Genomic DNA, 18,294 nt, shown 5'->3' with positions numbered 1-18,294 from the left:
ATCAACCATGGGTGGGAAACAGGCCACGGGGCTTGAAGAACAAGACCCCAGCCATCAGGATGTAAATCAAGATAGACGCCAAGGCCGGGCCTGCATTCGAGGCAGCCTGAGGACCTACTGCCGCGTTAAGGAACAGAGGAATCAAGGTGCGCCCGGCAGTGTCTACAACGCCCACCAACAAGGCACCCAACAGCGCACCGCGTATCGAGCCGATACCACCAATCACAATCACGACAAAGGCCAAGATGAGAATGCTCTCGCCCATGCCTACCTGGACGGCCAGCAGGGGCCCCATCATGCCTCCGGCGACCGCGCACAGGGCCGCGCCCACGCCGAAAACGGCGGTAAACAAGGTGCGTACATTGGTGCCCATGGCCATGGCCATCTCGCGATTGGACGCCCCGGCCCGCACCTGCATGCCAACGCGGGTGTGCACAATCAGCACATACAACAGCCCAGCCACCACCAGCCCGACGCCAATGATGAACAGCCGGTAGGCAGGGTAAGAAAAGCCAGCCATGAGCTCGACAGGCCCCGCCAAAGAAGCGGGTGGATTCAGCGACAGAGGCTGTGAGCCCCAGATCAGGCGTACCCCCTCATTGCACATGAGCAAAATGGCAAAGGTTCCCAAGACCTGCGACACATGGTCGCGTTGGTACAAGCGCCGCAGAATGGTTAGCTCCAGCAGCATGCCAAACACGGCTGCACCCACAATGCCCAGGCCTAAGCCCCACCAGAAGGAGCCAGTGGCCGCCGAGATGGTCGCAATCAAGTACGCGCCCACCATGTACAGCGAACCGTGGGCCAGGTTGATCATGTCCATGATGCCAAACACAAGCGTCAGGCCAGCGGCCAGCAAAAACAGCATCAAGCCGAACTGCAGGCCGTTGAGCATTTGCTCAAGGATCAAAATTCCGTTCATGGTGGGAGCTCTTCCTAGATCGCAGTTGCTAAGACTTAGCTAGGCATCTTGCAGCTGCCAGCATAGGCGTCTGCATGGCCTTTCAATACCGTACCCAGCGTGCGGTTGGTCACTTGGCCTTTGCCGTTTTTGGTGATGACGCGCAAGTAGTAGTCTTGAATCGGGAAGTGGTTGGTGTTGAACTTGAACGCGCCGCGCACCGAGTCAAACTTGGCCGCTTCCAAGGCCTTGCGCACGGCGGCTTTGTCGTCGAGCTTGCCCTTGGTGTCGCGCACGGCCGCATCAATCAACTTGGCAGCGTCGTAGCCTTGGGCTGCGTACAGCGATGGCAGGCGGCCATATTCCTTTTCAAACTCCGCCACAAACTTCTTGTTGGCCGCGTTGTCCAAGTCATGCGCCCACTGCGAGGTGTTGAACATGCCCAGCATGGGTTCTCCCACTGCCTTGATCACGTCTTCGTCGGCTGAGAATCCTGGTCCAAACAAGGTCATGTCTTTGGACAGGCCGGCACCGACAAACTGTTTGATGAAGTTAATGCCCAAGCCACCGGGCAAGAAGATATAGACCGCGTCGGGCTTGGTGGCGCGCAGCTGGGACAACTCCGCGCCATAGTCCAACTGGTTGAGTTGGGTGTAGGTTTCAGACGCTACTTCACCTTTGTAGAAGCGCTTGAAGCCAGTCAGCGCGTCTTTGCCCGCAGGGTAGTTGGGGGCTATGAGTGCGACACGCTTGAAGCCCTTGTCGGCCACGGTCTTGCCCACAGCTTCGTGCAGGTTGTCGTTTTGCCATGAGGCACTAAAGAAGTAGGGGTTGCATTGCTCGCCCGCGTACTGTGACGGGCCCGCGTTGGCGCTGACATAGAAAGTCTTGGACTGGAAGGTGGGTGCGCCCACGGCCAGCATGACGTTGGAAAACACCACGCCCGTCATAAAGTCCACCTTGTCGCGCTTGACCAAGCGGTCCGCAGTTTGGCGGCCCACATCAGGGCTGGCTTGGTCATCGGCCACGATGACTTCGGCGGTGCGCCCGCCCAGCTTGCCACCACCGAGTTTGACGGCCAGTGCAAAGCCGTCACGGATGTCAATGCCTAGGCCAGCGCCGGGGCCTGACAAGGTGCTCAGCATGCCCACTTTGACGGGCTCATTGGACTGGGCGGCTGCGGTTAAGGCAGTCACTGCAGCGGCAGTAGCCAGCAGTGTTTTGAAGAAAGTTGTTTGTTTTGTCATCACTCAGGGTCCTTGTAGATTTATGGTCAGGGGGAATGGCTCAGGCGGTGTCTCGCAGCTTGAAACGCTGCAATTTGCCGGTCTGGGTGCGAGGAAGCATAGCGACAAAATCAATGGCTCTGGGGTACTTGTAAGGCGCAATCGTGGCCTTCACAAAGTCCTGCAAAGTCTTCTTCATGGCATCGTTGCCTTCGTGGCCTGGGCGCAGCGCCACATAGGCGTGCACGATCTGGCCGCGCTCTTCGTCAGCGCTGCCAATGACCGCGCATTCGGCCACCGCGGGGTGCAGCATCAGCGCTTCTTCCACCTCCGGGCTGGCAATGTTGTAGCCGGCCGAGACAATCATGTCGTCGGTGCGGGCTTGGTAGAAGAAGTAGCCGTCGGCGTCCATCAAGTAGGCATCGCCCGTGAAGTTCCAGCCCTTGCGCACGTAGCTGGTTTGGCGGGCATCGGCCAGGTAGCGGCAGCCCGTGGGGCCGCGCACCGCGAGCTTGCCCACGGTACCGGGTGGCACGGGATTGCCTTGGTCATCCATGATGCAGGCTTGGTAGCCCGGTACCACCGTGCCCGTAGCCCCCGGCTTGGCGTGGGCTGCATCTGCCGAGATAAAGATGTGCAGCATTTCCGTGGCACCAATGCCATCGATCAGCTCGATGCCCGTGGCTTCGCGCCACAGGGTGCGGGTGGATGCGGGCAAGGCTTCACCAGCGGACACACACAGCCTGAGGCCGGTTTTGCGCAGTTCAATGCCGCGTGGTGCCAGCGTGCGGTAAGAGGTAGGCGCAGTGACCAATACGGTGGCGCCAAACTCTTGAACGCCATCCAAGAGCTGAGGCGGGCCTGCCTTTTCCAAGAGCACGGTAGACGCGCCCACCGACATGGGGAACAGCACCAAGCCACCTAGGCCAAAGGTAAAGGCTAAGGGGGGGCTGCCAATAAATACATCGTCTTGGGTGGGGCGCAGTACATGGCGCGGCCAGCATGCACAAATGGCCATCACATCGCGATGGAAATGCATGGTGGCTTTAGGGATGCCCGTGGTGCCTGAGGTGAACGCGATGATGCAGGTGTCGTCCGCTGCCGTGTTGACGTTGGTGAATTCCGGGCTTTGCCGCACCATGGCGGCTTCTAGGCTGTCAGGCCCTTCGTAGTTGAAGTGGCGGATTTTTTCCAGCACCGGGCACTGCAGCGCGGCAGATTGCATCTCGGCCGACAAGCTGGCGTCGCACAGTGCGTGGCGAATCTCCGCTTTGTCGATCACCGCCTTGAGTTCCTTGGCGCGCAGCAAGGGCATGGTGGCCACGGCAATGGCACCCGCCTTCACCACGGCAAACCAGCAGGCCACCATCATGGGGTTGTTAGGGGCGTGCAGCAGCACGCGGTTGCCTGGCACCACCCCCATGTCGCGCACCAAGACCTGGGCAATGCGGTTGGCCTTGTCTTGCAAGTCCGCATAGGTCCACTGCACCTTGGGCGAGCGAATGCAGATGCGTCCCCCGCGCCCCTCGGCCACATGCTTGTCTAGCAGTTCGCTGGCGCAATTGAGTTGCTCAGGAAACTGCAGCTCTGGCAGCTCAAACAGAAACACAGGCTGCTGCTCGGCAGGCGGCAAGTTGTCGCGCGCAAAGGTGTCAATGTGGGCACTGGGCATGGCGATTCTCTGTGGGTGGTTAAACAGGGATGAGGTGGGGCGAGTGCAATACGGTGCTTAGGAAAGCCGCGGCGCAGGCGTGTCTTTGAGCAACTCGCGCGCGATGATGAGTTGCTGTACTTCGGTGGCACCTTCGTAAATGCGCAGCGAGCGGATCTCGCGGTACAGGCGCTCAACGATGTGTCCGCTGACCACCCCCATGCCGCCCCAAATCTGCACCGCAGCGTCAATGACTTGTTGCGCGCCCTCGGTGGCACTCATCTTGGCCATGGCTGCCTCACGCGTCACCGACTTGCCTTGGTCGCGCTGCCAAGCAGCACGGTAGGTGAGCAAAGCGCTGCTGTCGATGGTGGTGGCCATTTGAGCGAGCTTGGCTTGGGTGAGCTGGAAGTCGGCCAGCGTTTGGTTGAACATCTTGCGGGTGCTAGCGCGGTGCAGCGCTTCGTCCATGGCGCGGCGCGCAAAGCCCAAAGAGGCCGCCGCCACCGAGGTGCGAAACACGTCCAGGGTGCGCATCGCCACCTTAAAGCCTTCGCCGCCTGCGCCCACGCGCTGGCTCAAAGGAATGCGGCATTCGGTAAAGCGCAAGGTAGCCAAGGGGTGCGGAGCAATCACATCAATGCGCTCGGCAATCTCAAAGCCGGGTGTGTTGCTGTCCACAATGAAGGCGCTAATGCCGCGTGCACCGGGCGCTTCACCGCTGCGGGCAAACACCACGTAAAAGTCGGCAATGCCTCCGTTGGAAATCCAGGTTTTGCTGCCGTTCAAAATGGCATAGTCGCCCTCCACCCGCGCGCTGCACTGCATCGCCGCCACATCGGAGCCCGCATCGGGCTCGCTCAGTGCAAACGCTGCAATCGCTTCGCCGCGTGCCACCCGGCCCAAGTAACCTTGCTTTTGGTCTTCGGTGCCCGCCAAGCTGATGGCACCACTGCCCAAGCCTTGCATGGCAAAGGCGAAGTCGGCCAGGCCGGAATGGCGGGCCAAGGTTTCACGGATCAGGCAAATACTGCGGGTGTCGATGACATCGCTGGCACCCCCATAGGCGCTGCCGCCCACGGCGTACTTCAACCAGCCCGCTGCGCCCAGGGTTTTGACCAGGGCTTTGCATTCGGCATCCACATCGTGCCCATGCGCTTGGGAAATGTGGCTGGTGGCCCAAGCATCCAGGGTGCGGGCCAGGGTGTCGTGGTGGCCTTCAAAGAACGGCCAGCTGAGGTAGTTGGTGTCACTCATGGTTCGCTCGTTCTAGGGTTAGTTGCCTTGGAACACAGGGCGTTGCTTCACCACAAAAGCGTCATAGGCACGCTTGTAGTCTTGGGTCAGCATGCAAATGGCTTGGGCTTGCGCTTCGGCTTCAATGGCTTGGTCCACTGACATAGACCACTCTTGGTGCAACATGGTCTTGGTCATGCCATTGGCAAAGGTGGGGCCGGCGCGCAGGTCACGCGCAAGCGCTACTGCGGCGTCCAGCACGTTTTCCGGGTCGCACAGGCGGTTGAAAAAGCCGCTGCGCTCCGCCTCTTCGCCACCAATCGAGCGACCGGTAAACAGCCATTCACTGGCGCGCCCTTGCCCAATGATGCGCGGCAGAATGGCGCACGCGCCCATGTCGCAGCCGGCAAGGCCTACGCGGTTGAACAAGAACGCGGTTTTGCTGCGGGCGGTGCCCAAACGCATGTCGGAGGCCATGGCAATGATGGCACCTGCACCGGCGCACACGCCGTCAATCGCGCTGATGATGGGCTGAGGGCACGCACGCATGGCCCGAACCAAATCACCGGTCATGCGCGTGAACATCAACAGTTCAGGTGCAGGCAAGTTGATCAGCGGGCCAATGATTTCATGCACATCACCGCCCGAGCAAAAATTGCTGCCAGCGCCGGTCACCACCACCGCGTGCACGTCTTGCGCGTATTTCAGTTGGCCAAACAGGTCACGCAATTCCACATACGAGTCAAACGTCAGCGGGTTTTTGCGCTCTGGGCGGTTCAGGGTGATGGTGGCTACGCCATCCACACACTGCCATTGAAAATGTTGGGCCACATAGCCAGCGAGCAACTTGTGGTTGCCAGCGGCCAAGGCGGGGTCGAGTTCTTTGTGGGCGGTGGTCTCGCTCATTTGCTGTCCTTGAGGTTTTGTTCTTGCTTGCGCACCAGCTGCACGCGCAGGGCGCCAAGCTGGCTGTAAAGGTGTTGTACGGTGCTGGCGTCCATGCCGGAGAACAGCTCCAAAATCCACTGCTCATGCTCTTGGGCCATGGCTTCAAAGGTCTCGCGGCCTTGGGGCGTCAAGCAAACAATCCACGAGCGGCGGTCGGTAGGGCTGTTGGAGCGGGACACCATGCCTTCGCGCTCCAGTTCGTCGGTGACGCCCGTGACGTTGCCGCCGGTCACCATCAAAAAGCGTGACAGCTCGCTCATCTTCAGCCCGTCGGGCTGGCGGTACAGCTGGGCCATGTAGTCAAAGCGTGGCAGCGAGATGTCAAAGCGGCTGCGCAGGCGGCGGCGAATCTCGTCTTCGATCTGTGTGGTGCAGGAGAGCATGCGCAGCCACAGCTTGAGCGCCGCATGGTCTTTGCGGTCTGAGCGGGCCTCGTGGCCTAGCTCATCGGCCTCATTGAGCAGCGTGCGACTGGGGTCTGCCTTCATACCATTACCTCTCCGCCGCAAACGGCAATCGACTGCCCTGTGATGGACGCCGCGCTAGTCGCGCAGAGCCAGAGCACCGCATCGGCCACTTCATCGGGCTGCACCAAGCGCCCTTGGGGGTTACCTGCGGTGAACTCTTCGCGTGCCTGGGCTTCGGTGCGTCCGGTCTTGGCCATCACGTTGGCAATGCTGTCTTTCAAAATATCGGTCTCGGTGTAGCCGGGGCAGACCGCGTTCACGGTGATGCCCTTCTTAGCCACTTCCAGAGCCAATGCACGTGTCATGCCAATCACGCCATGTTTGGCCGCGCAGTAGGCCGCCACATAGGCGTAGCCCGCAAGCCCAGCGGTGCTGGCTACATTCACTATGCGGCCCCAGCGCGCTTGCACCATATCGGGCAGCGCTGCTTGGGTGCACAAAAAGCTGCCCGTGAGGTTCACGCTCAGCATCTGGTTCCACAGCGCGGCATCGGTTTTGAGAAAGGGCGCGCTGTGCGCTTGGCCCGCGTTGTTCACCAAGATGGAGATGGCACCAAACCGTGCCCGTGCAGCTTCAAACGCTGCATGAACCTGTTCGGCATTTGCCACATCTGCCGCCACAGCATGCACTTGCTCAGGCAGTTCATCGGCGAGGGCTTGCACCACGTCCAGCCTGCGGCCCAGCACGGTGACATGCGCACCGGCAGCGACCAGTTGGCGGGCAATGGCGGCACCAATGCCGCGCCCACCGCCGGTTACCAGGGCGTGCTTGCCTTCTAGGGTGCGTGAGTTGGGCATGCTGTTCACGCTTCTGCTGCGCGCACAGGGGACTGCGCTGCCAAGGCTGCTTGGGCTTTTTCACGCTGGAAGTTGGCTTCCATCTGCCCTTTGCCGGACACATATTGCTTAGGCCAGGCCAAGCCGGTGTAGCCAATCTTGGCGGCTTCGGTCATGGTCCATGCGGGGTTGGCCAAGTGGGGGCGGGCCACTGCGCACAGGTCGGCGCGGCCAGCAGAAATAATGCTGTTCACATGGTCTGCCTCGCTGATCGCGCCCACCGCAATGGTGGCAATGCCAGCCTCTTGGCGGATGCGGTCTGCAAACGGGGTTTGGAACATACGGCCATACACCGGCTTTTCTTGCTTGCTCACCTGGCCGGACGAGCAGTCAATCAGGTCTGCACCAGCGGCCTTGAAGGCGCGGGCGACTTCTACCGCGTCGCTCGGGGTGATGCCGCCTTCCACCCAGTCGTGCGCAGAAATACGTACCGACATGGGGCGGTCTGCGGGCCAGGCCGCGCGCACGGCGGTAAACACCTGCAGTGGGAAGCGCAGGCGGTTTTCTAAGCTGCCGCCATATTGGTCGGTGCGCTGGTTGGTGAGTGGCGAGATAAAGCTGGAGAGCAAGTAGCCGTGTGCGCAGTGCAGCTCCAGCCAGTCCACGCCAATCTCAGCCGCTGCCTTGGTGCTGGTGACAAACTGGGCCAGCACCAGGTCCATGTCTGCTTGCGTCATGGCTTTGGCGGTTTGGCTCACACCGGGCAGGTACTGCTGCTCGGAGGCCGACAGCAAAGGCCAGTTGCCTGACGCCAAGGGTTTGTCGATGCCTTCCCACGCCAAGCGGGTCGACGCTTTTGCGCCTGCGTGGCCAATTTGCATGGCGAACTTGGCGTCGGTATTGGCGTGCACCCAATCCACTATGCGCTTCCACGCCACGGTGTGGGCTGGTGCATACATACCGGGGCAGCCGGGGGTGATGCGGCCTTCAGGGCTCACGCAGGTCATCTCGGCAAACACCATGGCCGCACCACCCATGGCGCGTGCGCCCAGGTGCACCAAGTGGTAGTCACCCGCCACGCCGTCTACTGCAGAGTACTGCGCCATGGGCGACACGACGACGCGGTTTTTGAGTGTGAGGCCACGCACGGTGTAGGGGGTAAACATGGGCGGTGGGGCCGCCTTGCCATCGGCAATGTGCATGCCCGCACGCTTGGCAAACCAGGACTCAAAGCCGCCCAGCCATTTGGCATCGCGCAAGCGCAGGTTTTCGTGGCTGATGCGTTGGCTGCGGGTGAGCATGGAGTACATGAATTGCGGCGCTTCCAGCTGGTCGCAGTAGCGCTCACCGCACACCTCAAACCACTCCATCGCATTCCAAGCCGCGTTTTGCAAACGCAGCACATCTACATTGCGCAGCGCTTGGTAGCGGGCTAGCACTTTAGGAATTTGCTCTGCACTGTCGCCCAGCTCAATGAACTGGCGGGTGAGTTCAATGGCGTCTTCAATAGCCAACTTGGTGCCCGAGCCAATGGCAAAGTGCGCGGTGTGTACGGCGTCGCCCATCAGCACCACATGGCTGCGGCCGTTAAAGTGGGACCACTCTTCGCACTTCACGCGCTGGAAGTTCAGCCATGCCGAGCCGCGCAAATGGCGCGCGTTGGTCATGAGCTTGGCGCCTTGTAAGTTGTCGGCAAATACCTTCTCACAGAAAGCGATGGATTGTTCTTGGTCGGCCTTGTCCAGGCCGTGCGCCAGCCACACATGCTCGGGGCATTCCACAATAAAGGTGGTGGTGTTTTCGTCAAACTTGTAGATGTGCGCTTGGAACCAGCCGTGCTCGGTTTTCTCAAACAAGAAGGTGAATGCGTCATACAGCTTATGGGTACCCAACCAAATGAAGCGGTTGGGGCGCACCACCACATCGGGTTTGAACACGGCTTCGTAGCGGCTGCGGATGCGGGAGTTAATACCATCGCTGGCAATGACCAAGTCGGCATCTGGGTACTGCAAGTCTGACTCGGCGTCGACTTCAAACACCAGCTTCACGCCCAGTTGCACGCAGCGGTCTTGCAAGATGTTGAGCAGCTTTTTGCGGCCAATGCCCACAAAACCGTGGCCGCCAGAGCGAATGGTCTCGCCCTTAAAGCCCAGCTCAATATCGTCCCAGTGGTTAAACGCTTGCTGAATCTCAGCCGCAGTCTCGGGGTCCCACTGGCGCATGTTGTCCATCGTGGCATCGGAGAACACAACGCCCCAGCCAAAGGTGTCATACGGTTTGTTGCGCTCCACCACCGTGATGTCGTGGGAGGGGTTGTGGCGCTTCATCAAAAGCGCGAAGTACAGGCCAGAAGGGCCTCCGCCAATGCAGACGATATTCATTGCAACTCCAGCTGTGGGTGGGATCTTGCAATTAGTTTAGACCTAAACCTTTAGATGTCAAGTAATTTGCAGCTAGGTGTTTTCGCTAAGTTGGCTGCGGCTTGTGGGTCATAAGCGATGCAGCTTTCCGGCTCCACCGATACAAATTCCTGAAACGTTCTGAAATTCCATTGTGTGGATGAGTGTGGCTGCGGGTCCCATAGTTTTTCGCTATATGCTGTAGACCAATAGTCAAATTGGAATACCTGCAATTCGTTGGTATGCAGCATAAACAGAGCAATCTCAGACAGTGACAGAAAAAGCCCAAGCACCCTTAAGTGCCCTGTGCGCCATCGCGCGTTTCCATCAGGTTGCCGCTGACCCCGCCACACTGGCCCACCAGTTGGGCTTGTCAGAAAGCGATGCCCCCACGGTGGAAGACCTGTTGCGTGCAGCACAGTCTTTGGGCCTTAAAGCCAAGCGCACTGTTACTACTGTCGAGCGACTCTCCCTCACTCCCTTGCCCGCGCTGGCACTCATGCGCACTGAAGACGGCAGCTTGCGCGTGGTCATCTTGGCCCAGAGTGACGGCAAGCGAGTTCTGTTCCAAGACACTGGTGCTGGTTCTACAGCACCAGCAGGGGCCGCAAGCCGCCCCACGATCGAACCCGTAGAAGTCTTTGCCCAACACTGGACGGGTGAGCTGATCCTCATCACCAGCCGTGCAGCCTTGGCAGGCACCTTGGCCAAGTTTGACTTCACTTGGTTTATCCCCAGTCTCATCAAGTACCGCAAGCTCTTGGGCGAGGTGCTGCTGATTAGCTTCATGCTGCAGCTCTTTGGCTTGGTGTCACCCTTGTTCTTTCAGGTGGTGATGGACAAAGTCTTGGTGCACAAAGGCATGACCACCTTGGACGTGCTGGTGATCGGCTTGGTGGTCGTTGTGGTGTTTGAGAGTGTGCTCAACGCCTTGCGCTCCTATGTGTTTAGCCACACCACCAGCCGCATTGATGTGGAGCTAGGAGCCCGGTTGTTTCGCCACTTAGTGCAACTGCCTTTGGCCTACTTCCAAGCCCGCCGGGTTGGGGACTCCATCGCCCGTGTACGTGAGTTAGAAAACATCCGGAGCTTTCTCACAGGTAACGCCATCACCGTGGTGTTAGATGTTTTCTTCAGTCTGGTGTTCATTGCGGTCATGCTGTTTTACAGCGTGCCTCTGACCCTCATCGTGCTGGTGAGCCTACCCCTGTACTTTGGCTTGAGCTTGAGCGTCATTCCTATTCTGCGTGCCCGCTTAGACGTCAAGTTCGCCCGCAGTGCAGAAAACCAAGCCATGCTGGTGGAAACCGTTACCGGTATCCAAACCGTCAAAGCCAGTGCCTTAGAGCCATCCTTTGCCAAGCGCTGGGACAACCAACTCGCTGCCTACGTCTCTGCCAGCTTTCGTACACAGAACCTTGCCAGCGTAGCCAATGAAGGTATCAACCTCATAGGCAAACTCGTCAACGCAGCCACACTCTGGTACGGGGCTCACTTGGTGATGGACAACGAACTCACCGTAGGTCAGTTCGTAGCCTTCAATATGTTTGCTGGCCGTGTATCTCAACCCATCATGCGCATGGCGCAGTTATGGACGGACTTTCAGCAAACGGGTATTTCTGTTGCGCGCTTGGGCGACATCCTGAACACCCGCACCGAAGTACCACCCACCAGTGCCGCGCAACTTCCCCCCATCAAAGGCCGCATCACCTTAGACGCGGTCACCTTCCGCTACCGCCCAGAAGCCGCTCCCGTACTCAATGGAGTGAGCCTAGACATCCAGCCGGGCCAAGTCATAGGCATCGTAGGTCGTTCTGGCTCCGGTAAAAGCACACTCACCAAGCTGGTGCAGCGCCTGTACAGCCCAGAGGCTGGGCGCTTGTTGGTCGACGGTATCGACATCAGCTTGATCGATGCGGCTCAGTTGCGCCGCCAAGTCGGTGTGGTCTTGCAAGAAAACCTGCTCTTTAACCGCTCTGTGCGCGAGAACATCGCCATTGCAGACCCTGCAGCCCCCATTGAGGCTGTCATGCGGGTAGCTGAGATGGCCGGTGCCCATGCTTTCATTAGCGAGCTGCCCGAAGGCTATGACACCTTGGTCGGTGAACAAGGTGGGGCTTTAAGTGGTGGCCAACGCCAGCGCATCGCCATTGCCAGGGCTTTGTTTACCAACCCGCGCATTCTGATCTTGGATGAAGCCACCAGTGCATTGGACTATGAGTCCGAGGCCATCATCCAAAAGAACATGGCCCACATATGCCAAGGCCGCACCGTACTGATCATTGCCCACCGCCTCAGTGCCGTGCGCCAAGCCAACACCATCATCGTGATGGAAAAAGGCAAGATCTTGGAGAGTGGCAACCACGACACCTTGCTCAAAAAGCCCCAAGGCATGTATGCCTACCTGTGGAACATGCAAGACGGTGGACAGCTGGAGACAGATGGTCCGCAAGGTGCCCAAGGCGCACTAGCGGCACATGGAGCCAAGGCATGAGCCAAGTCAGCACCGCAGGCCAAGCAACTGAGGCGGAAGGTCAAGGCACAACAACTGCGCCACAAACTCCATCCAGTACGCCAGCGCCCCCAAGCCCACAAATCCACCCAACGCTTGAACTCATCAATCGCTACAAAGCGGTGTTTCAACTGGCTTGGGCACATCGCACTGAACTGGCTGGCCCCGCCCGTTTGGCAGATGAAGCAGCCTTCTTACCCGCAGCCCTGAGTTTGCAAGAAACCCTGGTGCATCCAGCACCTAGGCGCATTGCTTGGACCATGATGGTCCTGTTTGTTATTGCACTGGTGTGGGCTATCGTGGGTGAGGTGGACATCGTGGCGGTGGCACCTGGGCGCATCATCGTCTCAGACCGCACCAAGGTCATCCAACCGCTAGAAGCCAGCGTGGTCAAAGCCGTGCGGGTCAAAGATGGAGACCATGTGAAAGCGGGACAAGTCTTGGTCGAGCTAGATGCGGCTATGGCCAATGCAGATCAAGCCAGCGTGCAAGAACAATTGCACGCAGCCCAAAGCGAAGCCACACGCACGCAAGCTCTCTTGGCTCTTTTACAAAACACCAAGCAGCTTGCGCAAGTCACCACTGCGTTGGGGACTGATGTACCAACCAAGAACCAACTGATTGCCGAATGGCAAGACATCAGTGCCAAGCTGGGCAAGCTGGATGCAGAAGCCAAGCGCAAGACAGCCGAGATAGCGACGGTCAAAGCGGCAATTGCGAAACTGGAAGCTACTCTGCCTTTAGCTCAAAGCCGTGAGGCGGACTACACCAAACTGGTAGACCAAGGTTTTATCAGTGGCCACGCCACCCAAGACAAAACCAAAGACCGCATTGAGCAAGAACGTGACTTGGCCACCCAACGCGCCAAACTCATTGAAGCCCAAGCGGGCTTCAATGAATCCCGCCAAGCCAAAGCCGCCTACCAAGCCGAAACCCAACGCACCTTGAGTGACCGCAACGCCCAAGCCAGCACAAAACTAGGCCAGTTGGGCGCTGACCAACGCAAAGCCGCCCAGCGACAAAAGCAAACCCAACTTACAGCCCCGGTAGACGGTGTGGTGCAACAACTGGCGATTCACTCCGTGGGTGGTGTTGTTACCAGCGCCCAAGCCCTGATGGTCATCGTGCCCGATAGCACCGAGGTCACAGCGGAAGTGTCTATTGCCAACCAAGACATTGGCTTTGTGAACCAAGGCCAAGCGGCAGAGGTCAAGCTGGAGACCTTTAGCTATACCAAGTACGGCACGGTCCAAGCCACCGTTCAGACTGTCACAGCAGATGCCGTTACCGATGAGAAAAAAGGCAGCTACTACCCCGCAACCCTGACGCTGGCCAAGGGCAGCATGCTGATTGATGGCAAGCGCGTTCCCTTAAGCCCCGGCATGAATGTGACGGCGGAGATCAAGACGGGTAGGCGGCGGATTATTGAGTTTCTGGCTAGTCCGATTGAACGGGCTGGGCGGGAGAGTTTGAGGGAGAGGTAGTAAATAACATATTTATTGGCAATATGCAAACTACAGCCAATAAATAATCTATTGCGAACTGGGCTCTACTTATTTCAATGATTAACTTAACTTTCAAAAAATGATATACGCATACGTAGTTCTATTTTTAATAATCTTCATCGCAATATCAACGATTGCAAAAATAATATTAATTAAATTAAAAACAAACAGGGGAGAGTATCCGCAAAAAGGGATGGAGAGCAAAGATTGGGCAATAAAACTTGCGACATCTGGCAACTACTATTTAGCATTAATTTGCTATAGATCAGCTGAAAAATCAAGCCTTAAAGAAGCAGTAAACTTTATTAAAAAGCAAAGGTGAAATTATGTCTAATTTCGGGAGCCACTTTACAGAAAACATGCAAGCGTTGGGACTTCCAGCACCAGAAAGTATTTATGGAAATGCAATTTCAATTACGGGGATTGCATCTACTCTTGCTGGTCTCGTTGAGAAATATGGGGCTCAGGTAACTGTTGGCGAATTGATCGGGGCTGGGTTGTTGACTGAAAAACTCGCAATTGTTGGAGCGTTATCCGCTTCATTTTATCTAGGAGCAATGATTGGCAGTATTGGTGTTGCGGCGGTAAAAACTATTGACGATCACATTAGTGATGAAGATATTGACGCTATTAAAACCTTTATAAAAGAACAAAATGGTATCAACGACATCGACTACAACATCATGGGCGATGTCAACGGTTATACAACCAGTGCCCTCAACTGGGTAGCCCCCCGCCGCGACCCCTTGGTCCTAGACCTCGACGGCGGTGGCATCAAAACCAGCGGCATCAACCCTGCTGCCCCCATCCTCTTCGACCAAGACGGCGACGGCATCCAAACCGCCACCGGCTGGATCGCATCGGGCGAAGCCATTGTGGTGCGAGACATCAACGGCAATGGAAAAATCGACTCCGGGCGCGAACTCTTTGGCGACAACACCATCCTCACCCGTGGCCCCAAAGCAGGCCAGACCGCCGCCCACGGCTTTGAAGCCTTGGCCGACCTGGACAGCAATGGCGACGGCAAGTTTGATGCGAATGACGCCGCATTTGCCAGCGTCAAACTGTGGAAAGACGCCAACCAAGACGGCATCAGCCAAGCCAACGAACTCTTTACCTTTGCAGACTTGGGCGTAGCCAGCATCAACGTGGCAGGCACGGCCAGCAATGTGGACTTGGGTGGAAACAACACCCAAACCTTTGCCGGCAGCTTCACCACCACAAGCGGCACCAATGGCAACGCAGGCACCGCCCAACTTGCAGGCAGCTTGCTACTGGCCAACAACAACTTTTACCGCCAGTTCACCGATGACCCCGCGCTCACAGACGCAGCCAAAGCCCTGCCCCAAATGCAAGGCAGCGGTTTGGTGCGCGACCTGCGCCCGGCATTGAGCCTGGGCAACTCACAGGCCGCAGCACTGCAAGCCAAGCTGACCCAGTTTGCGCAAGACACCACGCGCGACCAGCAGATGGCCAACTTGGACGCGGTGATTCAAAGCTGGGGCAATACCAGTGCGATGCAGACTAGCGGGGTGATGGGAGGTTTGAGAGAAGATGGCGCTACTAAATATGTAGCTGGTTTCTTAAGTACCACGGCTGGTAGCGGCCGATTTGGCTATGAAGCGAAGGCCATGCTGAGTTCATCAACTAGGACGCTTCGTCGGCAAAGCCTCCTGCAAAGCAAATTGCATTGCGCAAAGTCAGGTTTTTTTCGCCGCATTCTCCGGCACCAATATACGTGCGGTGCAAGCTGGTTCCAGAAGACAAGCTATCTTGCAACAAGTCAAAGTATTCACGCTTTTTGCGAATGACCAGACCGAGGCGCAGTTCTGGAGCAGTGCGTTTATCCACGGCTCTGATTTCACCGGTTTACATTTTAAAAATCAACACTCTATTAATAGAAATTAGTACCAAGGGGAAAATGATGAAGCTTCTAAAACTCGTTACCGGCATCACACTATTTTTTTCACTTATCGCATTAACAACCATGACACAAGCTCAATCGACTCTACTTGAGGCAATAACCTCAAAGCAGAAAAGTACAACCGATCGCAGTTCCAAAGTTGATCTGACACAAGAGTTGCAAAAATACATTCCGCCAGGATGCTCTGTCCAAGCAGCCAGAGAAGTGCTTATGGCAAGTGGGTTTGCGGTAACAACTAATGTAGCTCACGGTGACACTTATATAAGTGGCAGCAAAGAACTCCACCGTTCAATATTAGGATATGAAGAGGCTCGTATCACATTGAAGGTCGCAAACGAAATAGTTATGACCAGCACAGGGTCTATCTTTCGCCACGCACTTTAGTAAAAAATTCATCAGGAGGAAATATGGAGTCAATTACCGTCGGGTACAAAGCAATCGGGCAAGTTAACGGACAAACTTGGTATCACAAGTACGTTGTGTACACCGATTCCAACGGAAACCAATATTACGCCCGTGGAGGCCCAAGCGAGAATCCGGTTGGAAATCCTTTTAGCAACCTTACGAATGCACAGGTAGGGCCTGGAAGTTTGAGTGGTAGCTCGCCCTTTGGCGACATAATTACCGAACACGGAGTGTACGCACCCGGCACGATTGATTACGACAATGAAGGGAATGACCCGAGGGAGACGATTAAAACGGGACAGAACCTTGCAGACAATTGGAAAAAGATCACTGATGCAATCGACAACATTCAGTCGGAAAAATGGCCTTACCGGCCAACAAGTCAGAATTCAAATACCACTGTAGATGAGGCTTTAGCGCGGGCGGGGTTACCCATTCCGAATCAGTCAGGATGGAATGATCACTGGTCACCGGGATCTGGAGCAGACTTGCCAGCCCCAGGCGATTGGACGATGGGCGACCCCTTCACCGGCATGCCGTGGCCAGGAGTTGACACCACTGTTGACACCACCGTCAACACCTTTGTCACCTCCGCCCTCAACTGGGTAGCCCCCCGCCGCGACCCCTTGGTCCTAGACCTCGACGGCGGTGGCATCAAAACCAGCGGCATCAACCCTGCTGCCCCCATCCTGTTCGACCAAGACGGCGACGGCACCAAGACCGCCACCGGCTGGATCGCATCGGGCGAAGCCATTGTGGTGCGGGACATCAACGGCAATGGAAAAATCGACTCCGGGCGCGAACTCTTTGGCGACAACACCATCCTCACCCGTGGCCCCAAAGCAGGCCAGACCGCCGCCCACGGCTTTGAAGCCTTGGCCGACCTGGACAGCAATGGCGACGGCAAGTTTGATGCGAATGACGCCGCATTTGCCAGCGTCAAACTGTGGAAAGACGCCAACCAAGACGGCATCAGCCAAGCCAACGAACTCTTTACCTTTGCAGACTTGGGCGTAGCCAGCATCAACGTGGCAGGCACGGCCAGCAATGTGGACTTGGGTGGAAACAACACCCAAACCTTTGCCGGCAGCTTCACCACCACAAGCGGCACCAATGGCAACGCAGGCACCGCCCAACTTGCAGGCAGCTTGCTACTGGCCAACAACAACTTTTACCGCCAGTTCACCGATGACCCCGCGCTCACAGACGCAGCCAAAGCCCTGCCCCAAATGCAAGGCAGCGGTTTGGTGCGCGACCTGCGCCCGGCATTGAGCCTGGGCAACTCACAGGCCGCAGCACTGCAAGCCAAGCTGACCCAGTTTGCGCAAGACACCACGCGCAACCAGCAGATGGCCGACTTGGACGCGGTGATTCAAAGCTGGGGCAATACCAGTGCGATGCAGACTAGCGGTGTGTCGGGGATTTTGAGAGAAGAGACTGCTGCTAAAAATATAGCTGGTAGCGCATGTAGTACGAGGGCTAGTGGCCAATTTGATTATGAAACTACAGTCCTGCCGCAGTCGTCAACTCAGAAGCCTTGCAGCCCAAACCTTCGGCAATACGGATTGCGTTGCGCAAGGTTAGCTGTTTCTCGCCAGCACCAAAGTCGGTGCGATGCCGGTCCGACTCAAACGACAGAGGAATAAGTCCAATGAAATGGCTAAAACGCTTAGCTTGGATATTTCTACCCATTGCGGTTTTTACAGTCTATTTACTATGGCCTGTTGTATTTTCAAAAGACACAAATGAGCCACTGGACATCACGCTCAAAGATGGTGTTTTAGAAAGGCAATTTCGTATCAAGCGGGGTTACTTTAACAACTGGCAACACAGGACGGAAGAACCTGTTGATAACCTGCTTGCGTTGACAGTCGGCTTTCCTGATATGGGACTGCCACCTCCCTGGAAGCAGGGCGAGCAAAATCGACGCATCATGATTTTTATAAAAATAGTGTCGGAAGAAAAACTTACTTGGGGTGAGCGTTTGATTCAAACGGAAACAGAATTTCCAAATCTAAAAAACTCGCCCGGACTTGAGCGTTTTGTGGGGCAGCGTGATGGTTATGACGTGTATGAATCGCAGCCCAACCCAAAAACAGGGGATGTGAAAAGAGTGCTTATTTTTAAGGATGCCAATGGACGACTGGTATCAAGCGCGAACACGATTGGTGGAGGTAATGCTCGAGTGCTGGGTAATCTTAGTGTTGAATATAGTTCATCCGATATCTATGGTCTCACCCCCCGAGAAATGCGCGACTGGGTAGAAAACTACGTCCGCCAAATTGTGGTGCCACCACTCCCCCCGCTTTCTCCCAACGAATCCACTTCTATCAAGAAATAAAGA

The 18,294-nt window shown here is 56.8% G+C and carries 14 protein-coding genes; 6 read left to right on the top strand and 8 right to left on the bottom strand.

Annotated features, from left to right (window positions below):
- Position 1: 1 nt before the first annotated feature.
- The 8 genes from EXZ61_RS19440 to EXZ61_RS19405 are packed head-to-tail and all read right to left on the bottom strand — an operon-like array spanning position 2 to position 9,586.
- Entirely contained in the window at positions 2-922 is a 921-nt protein-coding gene (locus tag EXZ61_RS19440) for a branched-chain amino acid ABC transporter permease (protein ID WP_142813533.1), read from the bottom strand.
- Between the two features lie 35 nt (positions 923-957).
- Complete coding sequence (locus tag EXZ61_RS19435) at positions 958-2,148, bottom strand: ABC transporter substrate-binding protein (RefSeq protein ID WP_142813530.1); 1,191 nt, start codon at positions 2,146-2,148, stop codon at positions 958-960.
- Between the two features lie 40 nt (positions 2,149-2,188).
- Positions 2,189-3,799, bottom strand: a complete 1,611-nt coding sequence (locus EXZ61_RS19430; RefSeq protein WP_142813527.1) for an AMP-binding protein — start codon at positions 3,797-3,799, stop codon at positions 2,189-2,191.
- A 57-nt stretch (positions 3,800-3,856) separates the two neighbouring features.
- Positions 3,857-5,035 carry an acyl-CoA dehydrogenase family protein gene (locus tag EXZ61_RS19425; protein ID WP_142813526.1) on the bottom strand — a complete coding sequence of 393 codons (1,179 nt, stop codon included), beginning with the start codon at positions 5,033-5,035 and terminating at the stop codon, positions 3,857-3,859.
- An 18-nt stretch (positions 5,036-5,053) separates the two neighbouring features.
- Positions 5,054-5,920 carry an enoyl-CoA hydratase family protein gene (locus tag EXZ61_RS19420; protein WP_142813524.1) on the bottom strand — a complete coding sequence of 289 codons (867 nt, stop codon included), beginning with the start codon at positions 5,918-5,920 and terminating at the stop codon, positions 5,054-5,056.
- Positions 5,917-6,450: a MarR family winged helix-turn-helix transcriptional regulator gene (locus EXZ61_RS19415; protein ID WP_142813521.1), complete on the bottom strand. Its 534-nt coding sequence runs from the start codon at positions 6,448-6,450 to the stop codon at positions 5,917-5,919. The genes EXZ61_RS19420 and EXZ61_RS19415 overlap by 4 nt, the downstream gene beginning before the upstream one ends.
- Positions 6,447-7,226: an SDR family NAD(P)-dependent oxidoreductase gene (locus tag EXZ61_RS19410; protein ID WP_142813519.1), complete on the bottom strand. Its 780-nt coding sequence runs from the start codon at positions 7,224-7,226 to the stop codon at positions 6,447-6,449. The genes EXZ61_RS19415 and EXZ61_RS19410 overlap by 4 nt, the downstream gene beginning before the upstream one ends.
- Positions 7,227-7,231: 5 nt before the next feature.
- The gene (locus tag EXZ61_RS19405; protein WP_142813517.1) at positions 7,232-9,586 is read right to left on the bottom strand and encodes a bifunctional salicylyl-CoA 5-hydroxylase/oxidoreductase; all 2,355 of its coding nucleotides are present in this window, start codon (positions 9,584-9,586) and stop codon (positions 7,232-7,234) included.
- Between the two features lie 289 nt (positions 9,587-9,875).
- On the opposite strand from EXZ61_RS19405, the gene EXZ61_RS19400 reads away from it, so the two are divergent.
- The 6 genes from EXZ61_RS19400 to EXZ61_RS19375 all read left to right on the top strand — a co-directional run bounded on the left by EXZ61_RS19400 (position 9,876) and on the right by EXZ61_RS19375 (position 18,291).
- Positions 9,876-12,098 carry a type I secretion system permease/ATPase gene (locus EXZ61_RS19400; protein WP_142813515.1) on the top strand — a complete coding sequence of 741 codons (2,223 nt, stop codon included), beginning with the start codon at positions 9,876-9,878 and terminating at the stop codon, positions 12,096-12,098.
- Complete coding sequence (locus EXZ61_RS19395; RefSeq protein ID WP_142813512.1) at positions 12,095-13,600, top strand: HlyD family type I secretion periplasmic adaptor subunit; 1,506 nt, start codon at positions 12,095-12,097, stop codon at positions 13,598-13,600. Before EXZ61_RS19400 ends, EXZ61_RS19395 begins: the two co-directional genes overlap by 4 nt.
- A gap of 578 nt (positions 13,601-14,178) precedes the next feature.
- Positions 14,179-15,432, top strand: coding sequence for a hypothetical protein (locus EXZ61_RS21950; RefSeq protein WP_168224828.1), 1,254 nt, complete (start codon positions 14,179-14,181; stop codon positions 15,430-15,432).
- Positions 15,433-15,458: 26 nt separating this feature from the next.
- Positions 15,459-15,929 carry a hypothetical protein gene (locus EXZ61_RS19385; protein ID WP_142813510.1) on the top strand — a complete coding sequence of 157 codons (471 nt, stop codon included), beginning with the start codon at positions 15,459-15,461 and terminating at the stop codon, positions 15,927-15,929.
- A 509-nt stretch (positions 15,930-16,438) separates the two neighbouring features.
- Complete coding sequence (locus tag EXZ61_RS19380; RefSeq protein WP_142813508.1) at positions 16,439-17,596, top strand: hypothetical protein; 1,158 nt, start codon at positions 16,439-16,441, stop codon at positions 17,594-17,596.
- A gap of 5 nt (positions 17,597-17,601) precedes the next feature.
- Entirely contained in the window at positions 17,602-18,291 is a 690-nt protein-coding gene (locus tag EXZ61_RS19375; protein ID WP_142813506.1) for a hypothetical protein, read from the top strand.
- Positions 18,292-18,294 lie beyond the last annotated feature (3 nt).

It is taken from the genome of Rhodoferax aquaticus (assembly GCF_006974105.1).
Lineage (GTDB): Bacteria > Pseudomonadota > Gammaproteobacteria > Burkholderiales > Burkholderiaceae_C > Allorhodoferax > Allorhodoferax aquaticus_A.
Note: the sequence above shows the minus strand (reverse complement) of the source record. Positions and strands in the feature narration are given on the sequence as shown.